This is a genomic window from Sulfitobacter delicatus (assembly GCF_900102535.1).
GTDB lineage: Bacteria > Pseudomonadota > Alphaproteobacteria > Rhodobacterales > Rhodobacteraceae > Sulfitobacter > Sulfitobacter delicatus.
Genome location: NZ_FNBP01000005.1, coordinates 86,738 through 101,567 on the forward strand (window position 1 = coordinate 86,738; position 14,830 = coordinate 101,567).

A 14,830-nucleotide genomic window follows, 5' to 3' on the forward strand; every position below is an offset into this window, starting at 1 on the left:
CATCAAGTCGGGCAAACCGACATCAGGCAGACATTCAATTTACAGGCAGATGATATGAGCAATCAGACATATACACGGCGCATCGTGACTCTCGGCGCGCTTTCCGCGCTTGGCGTCACAGCGGCCTGCGGCAACGGTGTGGGCGGGCGCGGCAGTGCGATGATCGACGCACGGGTCGACGCGACCTTGGCAGAGATGTACCGCAGCTATCCCAACACGCGACAGTTGGCCGAAAAGGCAAACGGCATGTTGGTCATGCCGCTGGTCACCGAAGCGGGCCTTGGCTTTGGCGGCGCTTACGGGCGCGGCGCGCTGCGGGTCAATGACGTGACGGTGGATTACTACTCGGTCACCAAAGCTTCGGGCGGCTTGCAGATCGGCGCGCAGCAGTATGCGCATGTGTTGTTCTTTATGACCGAACCTGCGCTGCGCGAGTTCCGCCGCTCGCCGGGTTGGGCTGCGGGGGCTGGGCTGGAATATGTGATCTCTGACAAAGGCGACAGTGTTTCGGCTGACACCACGACCGTTATGGCGCCGGTTCTGGCCGCCGTCTTTGGCCGCGCTGGCCTGCGGATTGGCGCGACGCTAGAGGGCACGAAGTACTCGCGGATCATTCCGTAAGTTTCGGCAGCAGAACATACCTATCTAAAGTACCGCCCGGCCTCAGGCCGGGCAGCGCCGACCCGCCCCCCTGGGGCGGCGCTTTTGCGCCACCCCGCGTGTCGGCGCTGACCTTCGTGCTAGACCTTAGCCCATCGCCCGCAAGCGCTTGATAAGGCTCGACGTATCCCACCGCGCCCCACCAAGCTTCTGCACATCCTTATAAAACTGATCGACAAGCGCCGTCACCGGCAGGCTCGCTCCGGTTTCATCCGCCGCGTCCAGACAGATGCCAAGATCCTTACGCATCCAATCCACCGCAAACCCGTGGTTGAACTCATCGTCCAGCATGGTCTCGTAACGGTTCTCCATCTGCCAAGAGCCCGCGGCGCCTTGACTGATCACCTCAACCACTGCACGGCCATCAAGGCCCGCCTTCTCGGCGAAGTGCAGCGCCTCGGACAGACCCTGCACCAGCCCGGCAATGGCGATCTGGTTGCACATCTTGGTCATCTGGCCCGCGCCGCTGTCTCCGATCCGACGGCAAATCTTGGCATAGACCTCCATTACCGGCTGCGCCCGGTCGAACGCCCCCGCGTCACCGCCACACATGATCGACAATTGGCCGTTTTCCGCCCCCGCCTGACCGCCCGAGATCGGCGCGTCGATAAAGCTGACCTGTGCCGCATCAGCGGCGGCATAAAGCTCCCGCGTCACGGCGGCAGAAACGGTTGTGTGATCCACAAAGATCGCCCCTGCCGTCATGCCGCCAAAGGCACCGTCATCGCCCAGACAGACCGAGCGCAGATCGTCGTCATTGCCCACACAGGCCATGACAAAATCCGCATCCTTCGCCGCTTCACGCGGGGTCTTGGCCATGGCACCGCCATAGGTCTTTACCCAGTCCTGCGCTTTGCTCTCAGTACGGTTATAGACGGTCACCTCGTGGCCGGCTTTTTGCAGGTGCCCTGCCATCGGGGCGCCCATGACACCCAGTCCCAGAAATGCGAGCTTTGCCATGTGCTTTTCCTTGTCATTCAGTTGCGTTATTGCCTGTGACTACACCTACCACCCTGCGCGCCCCGGTCAATCTGCGCGCCAGTCGAGGACTTTCCGATGGCACTGATGTTTCGCTGGCTTGTCCGATTGGCGGTGGCTCTGATCACATTGAGCGTGGTGGTTCTACTGCTGGTCTATTGGTTCGCCGCACGCTCCCTGCCCGACTATGACGATACGGTACAGGTCCGCGGCGTCACAGCACCAGTCGAGGTCGTGCGCGACAACGCCAATGTGCCCCATATCTTTGGCGAAACGGATGCAGACGTCTTCTTTGGCCTCGGCTTCGCCCATGCGCAGGACCGGCTGTGGCAACTCATCACCCTACGCCGCACGGCTCAGGGGCGGCTCTCGGAGGTCTTTGGCACCGCCACGCTGACCACTGACAAGCTGATGCGGCGCTATGATATTTACCGTCTAGCCACCCGCTCAGCCGAGCAGTTGGACCCCGAAACCGACGCCGCTTTGGAAGCCTATGCCGCCGGGATCAATGCCCGGCTCGACCAGATCAACACCGAAGCGCTTGGCCGTGGCGCGCCCGAAATGTGGCTCTTTAACGCCCCCATGGCCCCTTGGCGCCCGGCGGATTCGCTGGCGATTGCCAAGCTGATGGGGCTGCAAATGTCCGGCCATCTTGAAGCCGAAGTGCTGCGTGCGCGGGTGTCGCTGGCGCTGACGGATGAAAAGCGGCTGAACGACATTCTGCCAGATGTGCCGGGCTCCGGCGTCGCAGCACTGCCGGAATATGCTGCGCTTTTCCCAAATGCCACGCGCTTCGCGGGCAGCCAGACGGTCAACAGCCACCCCCTCTCCCCCTTCAAATCGCAGGCCTTCGCGGGGGCCTCGAACGCTTGGGCCGCCGCCCCCTCACGCTCGGCGGCAGGCGGCACCCTCCTTGCTAATGACCCGCATCTCGGCTTCAGCGCCCCGGCGATCTGGTATCTGGCCCGGCTGGAGCTTGAGAGCGGCGGCGTCATCGGGGGTACGATCCCCGGCATGCCGGTGGTGCTCACGGGCCGCAGCGCTGACCTCGGCTGGGGGCTGACCACCGCCTATGTCGACGACCAAGACGTCTATATCGAAGAGCTGAACCCCGACAACAGCGAGGAATACCGCACCCCCGACGGTTTTAAAAAATTCCGCAAACGGTCCTCGATCATCAACATCAAAGACGCCGACCCCGTCACCGTCACCCTGCGCTGGACAGACAATGGCCCCGTCATGCCCGGCAGCCACTACAACCTCGGTGAGATCACACCAGCGGGCCATGTGGCCTCCGTCGCCGCGACCGTGCTGCGCGACGATGACACCTCGCTCGCCGCTGCGATGAAGGTAATGCGGGCAAAGTCCGTGCAACAGGCGATCAACGCCGCGACGGACTATGTCGCCCCCGCCCAGAACCTCACACTGGTGGACCGCGATACCATCGCGATGAAGACCATCGGCGCCCTGCCGCGCCGCGACGCCCAGCACCAGAGCCAAGGCCGCATGCCCAGCCCCGGCTGGATCGCGGCGAACCGTTGGGACGGGATGCTACCCTATACCGCCAATCCTGAGTTCATTGCACCCGCGGGCGGCATTTTAGGCAATACCAACAACAAGACCGTCGACCGGCCTTTTCCGAACCATGTCTCCTTTGTCTGGGGGGACACCCAGCGGGTAAAACGCTGGCAGCGGCTGATGCAGAACAGAGAGGTCCACACCCGCGACAGCTTCATCGAAGCGCAGCTTGATACGGTCAGCCCCACCGCCCGCGCCCTTCTGCCTCTGATCGGCACAGAACTGTGGTTCACCGGAGAGGCCGCGCCCGACGGCACGCCTGAGCGCCAACGCCAACGTGCGCTGGACCTGCTTGCGGGTTGGTCGGGCGAGATGAACGAACATTTGCCAGAGCCGCTGATCTACGCCGCATGGGTGCGTGCCTTGCAGGACCGTCTGATCCGCGACGAGCTTGGCCCCTTGGCCGAAGAGTTCACCCATGTGCAGCCGCTCTTCATCGAACGCGCCTTTCGCGATGTCGACGGTGCGGCAAAATGGTGCGACGTGCGCCAATCCGCGCCGGTTGAGACCTGCCACGACATGGCCCGCCTTGCGCTCGACGACGCGCTGCTGTGGATCAATGAGACTTGGGGCACGCAGCTTGAATCCCTCCGCTGGGGCGACGCGCATCAGGCGACGCATGACCACCCCGTCTTGGGCGAAGTGCCCTTGCTGCGTTATTTCGTGAACATCCGCCAGTCGACCTCTGGCGGCGACAATACGCTGCAGCGCGGTCTCACGCGGGGCACCGGAAAAGATCCGTTCTTCAACGTGCATGGCGCGGGCTATCGCGGGGTCTATGATTTCGCCGATCCCGACAGTTCGGTCTTTGTCACCTCCACTGGCCAATCGGGGCATTTCCTGTCCCGGCATTATGACGACATGGCCCAACTCTGGCGGCGCGGCGAATATATTCCGATGTCGCTGGACGAAGACCTCGCCCGCGCCGCCGCCGTGGGTGTCACGCGGCTGGAGCCTGCGCAATGAGTGCCCGTGTGATCCTGCTGAACAAACCCTACGGCGTGCTCTCGCAATTCACCGATAAGGGGACCGAGGGCAGCAGCCGCCCGACCCTTTCGGCCTATATCGATGAAAAGGGGTTTTACCCCGCAGGGCGGCTTGACCGCGACAGCGAGGGGCTGATGGTGCTGACAGATCATGGCCCGCTTCAGGCCCGCATCGCGCATCCGAAATACAAACGCCCCAAGACCTATCTCGTGCAGGTCGAAGGCACACCGGATGACAAGATGCTGGAAGCGCTGCGCAAAGGCGTGATGCTGAAAGACGGCATGACCAAACCCGCCGAGGTCGCGCAGATCGACGAACCGCAAGACCTCTGGCCCCGCGACCCGCCGGTGCGCTTTCGCAAGACGGTGCCGGAGGCTTGGCTGCGCCTCACCATCCGCGAGGGCCGCAACCGTCAAGTGCGGCGCATGACGGCGCATGTGGGGCTGCCGACGCTGAGGCTGATCCGCGAAAGCGTCGGCGATTGGGCCTTGGCCGGGCTAAAGCCCGGCATGTGGCGCTGGTCGAGTGAGGATGGCCGTTAGGTCAGCGCCCGCGTGATCGCCACGCCAAGTGTCGCAGACGTGCCGGTCAGCAGCGAGCCCCAGGTGAAGTCCCGCGCCACCATGGCATAGGTCCAGTCTTTCAGCGTCGCGAGATTGGTGAACTCATAGGTGCCGTAGGCCATGGCGCCGATCAGCACGCCATTGCCAAAGACCCAAAGCAGCGACTGGTCTTGGGTCATCGCGGGCCAAGCCACGAAGTAGAGCAACACGCCGACGTAAAAGGCATAGAACACCCCGGCGGGCGCAATTCGGAAATCATCCAAGAGCCAGTCCCCGATGTCGCGCTCGAACACGGGTTTGATAATGTAAGTCAGCCCGAGGTAGTCGAGCCCCATAAACAGGATGAAAGTGGCGAGGTAGAGGATCACGAGGGTCATGGCGGCTCCGGTTTGTTTGAAGTTGATATGAAGCGCTGCGACACGATTGCGACCAATTGGCGCGATTTATGCGTCCAAAAGCGCAACCGAGCAGCGGATAGGAGCCAGTTTCCCGCGCCCAGACCAATTTCTGCTGGATTCCCACCCGCAATCGAAAGCACATAGACGGGGGTTTCAGGAGGTCCGGACTTTGCGCATCACGACACAACATTCGAAAATCACCCTCGCCTTGATCGGCCTCACCGTACTGACCGCCTGCGGCGGATCGCGAGAAGAGCCCAAACCGCGCCCGGCTGCGGCGGAGGTCGAATGTATGGCGCGGGCGATGTATTTCGAATCCAACCGTTCCAGCCCTAACGGGATGCTGGCGGTCGGCAGTGTGGTGATGAACCGCGTCCACTCTGACAGTTTCCCCAACACCGTCTGCGGCGTCGTTGGTCAGCGCAATCAATTTGCGCCGGGGGTGATGACCAAACCGATGAACAAGGGTGCAGGCCTTGCGCGACAGATGGCGGTGGCCGTGCTTAGCGGCGAGCGGCATCCCAAAGTGTCCCGCGCCAAGTTTTTTCACGCCGCGTGGTACCGGGCGAATTACAATAACATGCACTACGTCGTGACAGCGGGCGGCAACGCCTTTTATGAAAAGCGCCGCCCCGAGCAGGTCACCAACCGGCGACCCTTCCCCGAAGAGTGACGTTTAAAGCTGTTGGAATTCGGCTTCTTGCCGGGCCGACCAGCGCACGGTGATCTCAAACCCGTCCTCGGTCTGGCGCTCGCCTTCGACAACATCCTGTGCAAAGAGCCAAGCGCGCTTTTTACCGTCTGCAAAGTCAAGCGTCAGCACCGCCTCGCGCACGGCACCTTGCAGCGCTTCGGCGATGACTTCTTGCAGGTTGTCCAACCCTTCGCCGGTGATGGCCGAGATTGCCAGCACGTCTTCGTTGCGCGCCGCACGGGCGCGCATGGCGTCGGCGCGGTCTTCGGGCAGCAGGTCTAGCTTGTTCCAAACCTCGAAACTGCGGGTCTCTTTCGGCACGCCCAAGGATGCAAGGATATCGCGCACGTTCTGCGCCTGCTCTTCGGTCTCGGCATGGGACACATCGCGCACGTGGCAGATGATGTCAGCGGCCAGCACCTCTTCCAAAGTGGCGCGGAAAGCGGCGACCAGTTCGGTCGGCAGGTCTGAGATAAAGCCAACGGTGTCGCTAAGAATGATCTCTGGCCCATCGGGCAGCACGAGGCTGCGCATGGTCGGGTCGAGCGTGGCAAAGAGCATGTCTTTGGCCATGACCTCGGCCCCGGTCAAACGGTTGAAAAGCGTGGATTTCCCGGCGTTGGTATAGCCCACCAGCGCCACGATCGGGAAAGGCACCTTGGCCCGTGCGGCGCGGTGCAGAGCACGGGTTTTCACGACCTTTTCCAACTGTCGGCGCAGGCGCACCAATTGGTCGTCAATGGCGCGGCGGTCGGCCTCGATCTGCGTTTCACCCGGACCACCAACAAAGCCCAAACCGCCCCGCTGGCGTTCAAGGTGGGTCCAAGCCCGCACCAGCCGCGTGCGCTGATAATTCAGCGCGGCCATCTCGACCTGCAACACACCTTCGCGGGTGGCGGCGCGGTCGCTAAAGATTTCGAGAATCAGCCCGGTGCGGTCGAGCAGTTTGACGCCCCAAGCCTTCTCCAAGTTGCGCTGTTGCACAGGCGTGACCGGCCCGTCTACCAGCACAAGCTCGACCTCAGCCGCCTTCATGCGCTGCTCAAGTTCTTCGATCTTGCCCTTGCCGAAAAGCATACCGGCCTGAACCGTGCGCAGCGGCACGACTTCGGAGCCGACAACCTCCAACTCAGGCAGCGCCTCGGCCAAGGCCACGGCTTCAGCCAGCGCGGGCTCGGGCGCGCGCCGGTCGTTGTCGGACTTGATGTCAGGATGCAGCACCCAAGCGCGTGTTACGCGGGGCCCGTCGCTGTTGTCGATCTGAAAAGTTGGACGGCTCAAGAAGCGTCTTCGCCCTCATAAAGGCTGATCGGCTGGCTCGGCATAATGGTCGAGATCGCGTGCTTGTAGACAAGCTGGCTCTGACCATCGCGGCGCAGCAGAACGCAGAAGTTGTCGAACCACGTAATCACGCCCTGCAGCTTGACCCCGTTGATCAAAAAGATCGTCACCGGGACCTTGGTCTTGCGCACGTGATTGAGGAACGCATCCTGTAGGTTCTGTCTGTCTGACGCCATCGTAGTCTCGCCTTTGTTCTTGCTGGCGTCCGCGTACCGGACCCCCCCATTGCGCCCAAGTATGGAGTGGGCGGGCGCGAGTTTCCAGACTAAATATCAGCGAACTAGGGGTGACTGAGGGTGGATCGTGTCAAGCGCGCCACAAATTGGGGCTCAGCAGCGCAATAATCGCCAAGGTTTCGAGCCTCCCTAGCACCATTGCACCGCAAAGGATCGCCTTGGCCGCGATCCCCAGTTCGATCAACCGGATCGGCGCGTCGGCAGCGTGTTCGATCAGCGGCCCGGTGGTCGAGAGAGTCGCCACCGACATGACCATTGCTGCGTCAAATGGCGCACCGGTCAGCGTAAGGAGCAAGGTAACACCGGCCAGTGACATGGCGAAGAGCATAAAGAAGATCCAGGCGATGAAAGCGCCATTGCGTTGCAACCGCCGCCCCGCCGTGCCCGCACCGCTGACGGAGTTCGGATAAACAAGCCGGTCCATCTCGCGCACACCATTTTGATAAAGCGCAAAGACTCGCAGGAGCTTCACCCCGCCCGCCGTGGTGGCCACCCCGCCGCCGATGAGCGCAAGGCCCATGAGCACCAGTCCCGGCGTGCGCAGCCCAGACCAGCCCTGCGCCTCGATCCAATGCTCCGAGACAAAGCCGGTGGTAGTGAGGAAGGACATCACCGTAAAAATCGCGCCCCACAGCGCATGCAGGGCGCGCACGCCGTCGACTTCCAACTCCACTTCAAAGGCCCCGATCCAATGGCGGGCGAAAAGCAGAAGCGGCACGCCGACCACGACCAAGATGCCGATACGGAACTCGGGGTCGGTCATCAGTCCGCCTTGGGTCGCCGTGACCGTGTCCTTTGAGAAGGTCAGCCGCGACAGGGCGAAGAACATAAACAGCATCATCACCGCCTCGCCGGAGACATTGATCTGCGCCTCTTCGATCCCCCCGATCGGTGAAATCCCTGAGGTCGCCAGCACGGACATGGCATGACAAAGGGCGACGAGCGCGGTCTCTCCGCCAATTACCAGCAAAAGCCAGAGCAGCAGCGTCAGCCCGACATAAATCGGCAAGAGCGCTTGCGTGGTGCGCAGCAGGCGTTGGCGCGGTGTGATGCGGCCCACGCGCACCCCGGAGCCCTCATCGGCCCGCCCCGGTTCGGCTTGGGCCGTCACCTCAAAACCGCCGAGGTGTAGGGGCGCAAGGATCGCAGATGCCGTGACCCACATTAGGAGCCCCCCCATCCAGCCAACCTGCGCACGCCAGAGATGCAACGTGTCGCTCAGACGGTTCGGGTCGTCAAAGACCGTCGCGCCGGTTGTGGTCAGAGCGCTGACCATCTCGAAGTAGACATTCACGAAGCGCGTGGTCGGCAGCGCTTCGATAAAAGGCACGGCAAAGAAGACGGGCAGGAAAACAAAGGCAGACAGCAGCGACAAAAGCGGCCCAAGCGCGCCGTCCAGCGGTTTGCGACCGGCATGGGCGATGGCGATCAGCGTAAAGGCTACAAGTCCCAGCACCCCCGCGTAGAGGAAAGCGCGGCTGGCCAGATGGTCATTCGCCACCAGCCCATGCATCGACGGCACAATCATCGAGACCGCAGATACACCAAACAACTGCAGAAACAGCGGCAGCTGGGTAATCTCGCGGCGAATGGTGATCGATTGCGGCACCCTTGGCCCCCCGGGTTTAGAAGAAGTCGATCGAGACCTGTAGCAACTGTTCGACCCGTGGGACATCCTCGGCCAGCGCAAAGAGCGCCACCACATCGCCCTCGTCGATGCGGGTGCTGCCCATGGGACGGATCACCTTGCCCTCTTTACGTAACATGCCGATCAACACGCCTTCGGGGAAGTCGATCTCTGAGACTTTCTTGCCCGCCAGCGGCGAGGTCGACAGCACTTCGGCTTCAATCACCTCGGCCTCAGCATCACCGATGGAATAGACGGCCCGCACACGGCCATGGCGGATATGGCGCAGGATTGAGCTGACGGTAGTGGCGCGCGGGTTGATATAGGCGTCGATGCCCAAGGGCGTCATCAGCGGCACCAGCGTCGGGTCATTGATCAGCGCGATAACGTAATCGCATCCTTCGGCCTTGGCCCGTACACAGGCGAGCATATTGGTCTTGTCATCGTCGGTCACCGCTAGCATCGCATCGGCCCGGCTGATTCCCGCTTCGGCCAGCAAGGCCGCGTCCAGCCCGTCGCCGTTCAAGACAATCGTCCGCTCCAACGCCTCGGCGGCCCGTTCGGCGCTCTTGCGGTTCTTCTCAATCATCTTGGTGCGCACGCGCAGCGGCCCAGCCTCAAGGTGCTGCGCGACAGTCAACCCGACATTGCCGCCACCGACCAGCACGACACGTTCCTGTTTGGTGGTCTGCTTGCCGAAAATCTCCATCGTGCGGGCGATGTCTTCGTGATGCGAAAAGACATAGCAGTCGTCACCGGGGAAAAGCTGGTCCTTTGCCTCGGGCGCGAACAGCGTGCCATCGCGGCGTACGCCCACGACCACGGCGCGCAGGGTGGAGAACAGGTCGGTCAACTGCCGCAGCGGCGTGTTCACTACAGGACAGGCTTCGTCGATAGTGATGCCCAGAAGCTGCGCCTGTCCGTCCATGAAAGTCTCGGTGTCGAAAGATGCAGGCGCACTGAGCCGCTGCAGGGCGGCAGTGGCGACTTCCATTTCAGGGCTAATCACCACGTCGATGGGCATGTGATCGCGGCGGTAGAGGTCAGAGTAAATCGCGTCGAGATAGGACTGGCTGCGCAGACGGGCGATCTTGCGGTTGATGCCAAAAACCGAATGCGCGACCTGACAGGTCACCATATTGACCTCGTCCGAATGGGTCGCGGCGATGATCATCTCAGCATCCCGCGCCCCGGCGCGGTCAAGCACATCGGGGTAGCTCGCAAAACCCGCGATGCCCTGCACATCCAGCGTATCTGTGGCGCGGCGGATCAGTTCGGCGTTGCTGTCGACCACCGTGACATCGTTGCGTTCCCCGCTGAGGTGCCGGGCGATCTGCCAGCCCACCTGCCCTGCGCCGCAAATGATGATCTTCATAAAGGCTTCCTTACCCTTGGCCTTACCTTGCGGCCGCGGTCATATCAGGTCGGTTAGATGGCATGACAGATGGTATGGCAAGGGTCAAATCAATTGTCTTTGCAGGGCAAGGGGCGCATGATGTGGGGATGAAACAGATCCTCAATCGCCTGCCCCGCCCCGCTTTATGGCTCAGCCTCGCAGCCCTCGGGGCCGCGGCCTGTGCGCCACTGAACACCTATTACAAACCAGGCGCGAATGTTGCTCAGGTGAGCCGCGCGACAACCGCTTGCGAAGTGCAGGCGTTGCGCGATGTGCCAGTCTCAACCCAAGTGCGCCGTGAGCCGCCGCGCTATATCCCGCCGCGCCAGATTTGTGATGCCAACAACAATTGCGTCACAAAGGGCGGATTTTACGTGCCCGGCGAGCTGGTGACTTTTGATCCCAATGTCGCTCTGCGCAAACGGGTGGAGACACAATGTATGGCTGACCGCGGTTTTGCGCCTGTGTCGATCCCGGCATGCCCCGCCAGCGTGGCCCGCGCCGCGCCGGCGCGCGCGACCACGACACTGCCCGCGTTGAACGAGAACTCTTGTGTGATCCGCAATGACGGCGGGTCTTTTCAGATCGTCACGCGCGGCTGAGGGCGGGAAAGCGAGGGGCCGGCCCCTCGCGCTCCCCGAAGTGTTTTTGGCCAAAAAGAATTAGGGTTAGCCGGTCGCTTCGGCTTCTTCATCAACATGTGCTACGCGGACGCCGGCCTTGGCAGAGGTGACCACGCCGAGCGATTTCAGTTTGCGGTGAAGCGCTGAGCGTTCCATGCCGACGAAATTTGCGGTGCGGCTGATGTTGCCGCCGAAACGGTTTATCTGGGTCAGGAGATATTCCCGCTCAAAGGCCTCACGCGCCTCGCGCAGTGGCAGGGTTGCCAGTGCACCGGAGAGGACTACGCGGCCTTCTTCGCCGCCGCCGTCTTCTTCGCCCGGCAATTCGCGCGCTTCGATCGGGCCGGAGCCGTCGCCGAGGATCAGCACCCGTTCCACAAGGTTCTTGAGTTGCCGCACATTGCCTGGCCAGACCATCGTTTGCATCAGCGCCACGGCGTCTTCTGTCAGGCTGCGCTGAGGCAGGCCTTGGGACGCGTTGAACTCGGCGATGAAATGCTCGGCGAGAAGCGGGATGTCTTCGCGGCGTTCTTCCAGCGAGGGCACGGCGATAGGGACGACGTTCAGGCGGTGATAGAGTTCTTGCCGGAAGGTATCGGCCTTGATCGCCTGATCGAGATCGCGGTTGGTGGAGGAAATCACGCGCAGGTCAACGCGCACCTTGTCCGTGCCGCCGACCCGGGTGAATTGCTGGTCCACGAGCACGCGCAGGATTTTCGACTGGGTGCCAAGCGGCATGTCCGCGACCTCGTCAAAATAGATCACCCCGCCATGGGCCTGCTCTAGCAGACCGGGTTCCACACCGCGGTCCGGGGTTTCGCGGCCAAAGAGGACTTCTTCCATCCGGTCCGGGGCCACACCGGCGCAGTTCACGGTGACGAAGGGCGCCGAAGCGCGGGCGGAATTGGCGTGGATGTAGCGTGCGGCCACTTCCTTGCCCGAGCCTGCGGGACCGGTCAGCATCACGCGACCATTGGATTTGGTGACCTTGTCGAGTTGGCTCAGCAAGGCGCGGTAGGGGGCGGAGGTGCCGATCATCTCGGCGGTGGTCGTATCCCGGCGTTTGAGGGTCAGGTTCTCGCGGCGCAGGCGCGAGGTTTCCATGGCGCGGCGGATTACGACGAGCAACTGATCGATATTAAAAGGCTTTTCGATGAAGTCGTAGGCGCCCTGTTTGATTGCTGCCACGGCAATCTCAATATTGCCATGGCCTGAGATGATGACCACCGGCACATCCGGGTTGTCGCGTTTCACGGTTTTCAGGATGTCGATCCCGTCCATCCGGCTGTCTTTGAGCCAGATGTCGAGAATGATCAGCGCAGGGGCTTCGGTGTTGATCTCGCCCATCGCCTCGTCCGAGTTTCCAGCCAGCCGGGTGGCAAAGCCTTCGTCCTGCAGAATATCCGAGATCAACTCACGGATGTCGCGTTCGTCATCTACAATCAGGATGTCACTCATCTGCCTTGTCCCCTTGCTGTGCTGTTGTGTCGGCGGCCAGTGGCAGTGTGATCACCGCCATCGCCCCATGGTGGTCCTGCCCGTCAAAGGCAGGCGCGGTTTCGAGCGTCAGGCTGCCGCCATGTTCCTCGATAATCTTTTTCACGATCGGCAGGCCGAGGCCGGTGCCTTCACTGCGGGTTGTGACATAGGGCTCAAACAGCCGCGCGCGGTCTTCGGGCAGGCCGATGCCGTTGTCTGCGATGGTGATGCGCAGCTGTTGGTCCTTGGTAGTCAAGGCGACGCGGATCTCCGGCTTGAGGTTGTCCGGCGCACCTTTTTCTTTAAGCGTTTCAATCGCTTCGCCGGCGTTCTTGACCAAGTTGGTGAGCGCTTGGGAGATCATGGTTGCGTCGATATCGGCCATAACGGGCGTCTTGGGCAGGTCCATGTCGATGGTCACACCTTCTTCCCGCGTTTGCTGGAGCAGCACGGCGTCGCGCAGCAGATCGGTGATGTTCTGGCGGCTGGTTTCCGGCTCTGGCATGCGGGCGAATTTGGAGAATTCATCGACGATGCGGCGCAGGTCGCCGGTCTGGCGGATGATAACGCCGGTCATCTGCTCCAACGCGGCGTCGTCGCCCTCGGCCATTTTCGGGCCGAACTTGCGCTTGATCCGCTCGGCGCTGAGCTGGATCGGCGTCAGCGGGTTCTTGATCTCATGGGCGATCCGCCGCGCCACGTCGCCCCATGCAGCCATCCGCTGTGCGCTGACCAGATCAGTGACGTCGTCGAAGGCGACAACATAGCCTTCAAGTGCGCCGTCTTGGGCGCGCCGCGTGGCCATGCGCACCAGCAGGTTTTCCATTTCCCCTTGGCGGGAGACTTTGACTTCGGCCTGCGCGACCTCGCCGGATGCGGTTTTGACCGTTTCAAAAAGCGGGCCGAACTCCGGCACCGCCACGGTCAACGGGAGGCTTTGCTGCTCCTCGGACCAGTCCAGCAGGCGCATGGCCGAGCGGTTCACGAAAGTGACGCGCCCTTCTGGGTCCAGCCCGACAACCCCTGAGGTCACGGAACTCAAGACAGAGTCGAACAACCGGCGGCGGCGCTCAATTTGGTCAGTGTTCTCCAGCAGAGTCTCCCGTTGGCCTTTGAGCTGGCGGGTCATCTGGTTGAAGTAGCGCCCGAGCATGGCGATCTCGTCGTCACCCTCTTCTTCGCGCACCTGTACGTTCAGGTCACCCGCGCCGACCTGTTGCGCCGCCCCGGTGAGCCGCCCAACCGGGCCGGACAGACGCTCGGCAAACCACAGGCCAAGCCAGACCGCGGCAAGGATCAGAATGACCGCAAACCCCAGATAAACAAGGGCGAATTCAAACAGAAGCCGCCCACGCTCGGACTCGAGCTGTTGGTAGAGCCGCACGGTTTCCTTGGTCTCATCCAGTAGCGACAGGATTTCCCCATCTACCGCGCGGGAAATATAGAGGTAACGGTCGACATAGGCGTCCATCGGCACCAATGCGCGAAATTCGTTGTTGGGCCAGTCCTCGATCACCAACAGCCCCTCTTCGGTGGCCTCGGCGATCTGCTCTTCGGTGGGGGCTTCAAAGTCAAAGAGGTAGGAACGGTCCCCGCGGGCGCGGATTTGGGCCGTGCTGTCGATCAGAAAGGCCTCGCGCAGCCCGCGTTGGATCTGTCGTTGACCCTCGCCCAACAATTCGCTGTCGGACAGTGCAATCCCCTGCGCCCGCGCGTTGTCGATGCTGCGTGCGAGGGTCTGGGCATCGGCGATCAGGTCTTCGCGCTGTTCGGCCTCATAGGCTTCCGCTGCCGCGAGCGAGGAGCCGACCACGCCGCTGACTCGGTCCGAGAACCATCCTTCAAGCCCGACATTCACTGTCAGCCCCGCAAAGATCGCCACGGTTACCGTCGGGATCAGCGCCATTAGTGCGAAGACACCCGTCAAGCGCAGGTGCAGCCGTGAGCCTGCCGATTTGGCGCGGCGGGCCGAGATCAGCCGCCCGACTTGGATCAGCACCAGCGCTGCGACGAGCAGCACATAGACCAGATCGGTCAGCAAAATGAGCCGAAGGTTAAAAGTGTCCGTCCCCTGCCCCAGCGGCCCGAGCGCGAGGTAGGTGGCGAGTGCAAGGACGGGGCCGAGCACGACCAGTCCAAAAGTGGACCAGTTGCGCACCCGTTTGACGCGCCTCAGCCGTCCCAAACGCTCAAGTTTGAACCTGCGTGACCGGGTTGCCACCCGCATACCTCACCGATGTTGTGATGCATTGCTGCATCTACCGCCATAT

13 protein-coding genes are annotated in these 14,830 nt (G+C 62.1%); 5 read left to right on the forward strand and 8 right to left on the reverse strand.

The genetic code is table 11. The features are described from left to right. Nucleotides 1–54: 54 nt before the first annotated feature. On the forward strand, nucleotides 55–621 hold the full coding sequence (locus BLS57_RS10695; protein ID WP_093742067.1) for a lipid-binding SYLF domain-containing protein: 567 nt from the start codon (nucleotides 55–57) through the stop codon (nucleotides 619–621). Nucleotides 622–747: 126 nt separating this feature from the next. Here BLS57_RS10695 and BLS57_RS10700 read toward each other — a convergent pair whose 3' ends face one another. Continuing rightward, complete coding sequence (locus BLS57_RS10700; protein WP_093742069.1) at nucleotides 748–1,620, reverse strand: NAD(P)-dependent oxidoreductase; 873 nt, start codon at nucleotides 1,618–1,620, stop codon at nucleotides 748–750. Nucleotides 1,621–1,716: 96 nt separating this feature from the next. Here BLS57_RS10700 and BLS57_RS10705 point away from each other — a divergent pair, with 96 nt between their 5' ends. Beyond that, on the forward strand, nucleotides 1,717–4,182 hold the full coding sequence (locus BLS57_RS10705) for a penicillin acylase family protein (RefSeq protein ID WP_093742071.1): 2,466 nt from the start codon (nucleotides 1,717–1,719) through the stop codon (nucleotides 4,180–4,182). Continuing rightward, nucleotides 4,179–4,745, forward strand: coding sequence for a pseudouridine synthase (locus BLS57_RS10710; protein ID WP_093742073.1), 567 nt, complete (start codon nucleotides 4,179–4,181; stop codon nucleotides 4,743–4,745). The genes BLS57_RS10705 and BLS57_RS10710 overlap by 4 nt, the downstream gene beginning before the upstream one ends. On the opposite strand, the gene BLS57_RS10715 is transcribed toward BLS57_RS10710, so the two are convergent. After that, nucleotides 4,742–5,143: a DUF2177 family protein gene (locus BLS57_RS10715; protein ID WP_093742075.1), complete on the reverse strand. Its 402-nt coding sequence runs from the start codon at nucleotides 5,141–5,143 to the stop codon at nucleotides 4,742–4,744. The genes BLS57_RS10710 and BLS57_RS10715 overlap by 4 nt on opposite strands. Before the next feature lie 190 nt (nucleotides 5,144–5,333). Here BLS57_RS10715 and BLS57_RS10720 point away from each other — a divergent pair, with 190 nt between their 5' ends. Next, nucleotides 5,334–5,837 carry a cell wall hydrolase gene (locus tag BLS57_RS10720; RefSeq protein WP_425274343.1) on the forward strand — a complete coding sequence of 168 codons (504 nt, stop codon included), beginning with the start codon at nucleotides 5,334–5,336 and terminating at the stop codon, nucleotides 5,835–5,837. Nucleotides 5,838–5,840: 3 nt separating this feature from the next. Here the strand turns inward: BLS57_RS10720 and hflX are convergent, their stop codons facing one another. The 4 genes from hflX to trkA all read right to left on the reverse strand — a co-directional run bounded on the left by hflX (nucleotide 5,841) and on the right by trkA (nucleotide 10,437). Next, a complete protein-coding gene (gene hflX / locus BLS57_RS10725) occupies nucleotides 5,841–7,139 on the reverse strand; it encodes a GTPase HflX (RefSeq protein WP_093742077.1) in 1,299 nt (432 codons plus the stop codon). Continuing rightward, complete coding sequence (gene hfq / locus BLS57_RS10730) at nucleotides 7,136–7,375, reverse strand: RNA chaperone Hfq (protein ID WP_007119530.1); 240 nt, start codon at nucleotides 7,373–7,375, stop codon at nucleotides 7,136–7,138. Before hfq ends, hflX begins: the two co-directional genes overlap by 4 nt. A gap of 130 nt (nucleotides 7,376–7,505) precedes the next feature. Then, on the reverse strand, nucleotides 7,506–9,110 hold the full coding sequence (locus BLS57_RS10735) for a TrkH family potassium uptake protein (RefSeq protein ID WP_425274346.1): 1,605 nt from the start codon (nucleotides 9,108–9,110) through the stop codon (nucleotides 7,506–7,508). Then, nucleotides 9,061–10,437 carry a Trk system potassium transporter TrkA gene (trkA, locus tag BLS57_RS10740; protein ID WP_093742081.1) on the reverse strand — a complete coding sequence of 459 codons (1,377 nt, stop codon included), beginning with the start codon at nucleotides 10,435–10,437 and terminating at the stop codon, nucleotides 9,061–9,063. The genes BLS57_RS10735 and trkA overlap by 50 nt, the downstream gene beginning before the upstream one ends. A 128-nt stretch (nucleotides 10,438–10,565) precedes the next feature. On the opposite strand from trkA, the gene BLS57_RS10745 reads away from it, so the two are divergent. Beyond that, on the forward strand, nucleotides 10,566–11,060 hold the full coding sequence (locus BLS57_RS10745) for a hypothetical protein (RefSeq protein WP_244153663.1): 495 nt from the start codon (nucleotides 10,566–10,568) through the stop codon (nucleotides 11,058–11,060). 66 nt (nucleotides 11,061–11,126) lie between these two features. On the opposite strand, the gene ntrX is transcribed toward BLS57_RS10745, so the two are convergent. Next, nucleotides 11,127–12,539, reverse strand: coding sequence for a nitrogen assimilation response regulator NtrX (gene ntrX, locus BLS57_RS10750; RefSeq protein ID WP_093742083.1), 1,413 nt, complete (start codon nucleotides 12,537–12,539; stop codon nucleotides 11,127–11,129). Further along, complete coding sequence (locus BLS57_RS10755; RefSeq protein WP_093742085.1) at nucleotides 12,532–14,787, reverse strand: sensor histidine kinase NtrY-like; 2,256 nt, start codon at nucleotides 14,785–14,787, stop codon at nucleotides 12,532–12,534. The genes ntrX and BLS57_RS10755 overlap by 8 nt, the downstream gene beginning before the upstream one ends. Nucleotides 14,788–14,830: the final 43 nt, after the last annotated feature.

Bases quoted from the DNA above. Each gene is read 5' to 3' on its own strand.
- BLS57_RS10735 (WP_425274346.1), bottom strand. From the start codon at position 9,110: ATGTCCCACGGGTCGAACAGTTGCTACAGGTCTCGATCGACTTCTTCT.
- ntrX (WP_093742083.1), bottom strand. From the start codon at position 12,539: ATGAGTGACATCCTGATTGTAGATGACGAACGCGACATCCGTGAGTTG.
- BLS57_RS10745 (WP_244153663.1), top strand. From the start codon at position 10,566: ATGAAACAGATCCTCAATCGCCTGCCCCGCCCCGCTTTATGGCTCAGC.
- BLS57_RS10755 (WP_093742085.1), bottom strand. From the start codon at position 14,787: ATGCGGGTGGCAACCCGGTCACGCAGGTTCAAACTTGAGCGTTTGGGA.
- BLS57_RS10705 (WP_093742071.1), top strand. From the start codon at position 1,717: ATGGCACTGATGTTTCGCTGGCTTGTCCGATTGGCGGTGGCTCTGATC.
- BLS57_RS10710 (WP_093742073.1), top strand. From the start codon at position 4,179: ATGAGTGCCCGTGTGATCCTGCTGAACAAACCCTACGGCGTGCTCTCG.
- BLS57_RS10700 (WP_093742069.1), bottom strand. From the start codon at position 1,620: ATGGCAAAGCTCGCATTTCTGGGACTGGGTGTCATGGGCGCCCCGATG.
- hfq (WP_007119530.1), bottom strand. From the start codon at position 7,375: ATGGCGTCAGACAGACAGAACCTACAGGATGCGTTCCTCAATCACGTG.
- BLS57_RS10695 (WP_093742067.1), top strand. From the start codon at position 55: ATGAGCAATCAGACATATACACGGCGCATCGTGACTCTCGGCGCGCTT.
- BLS57_RS10715 (WP_093742075.1), bottom strand. From the start codon at position 5,143: ATGACCCTCGTGATCCTCTACCTCGCCACTTTCATCCTGTTTATGGGG.
- trkA (WP_093742081.1), bottom strand. From the start codon at position 10,437: ATGAAGATCATCATTTGCGGCGCAGGGCAGGTGGGCTGGCAGATCGCC.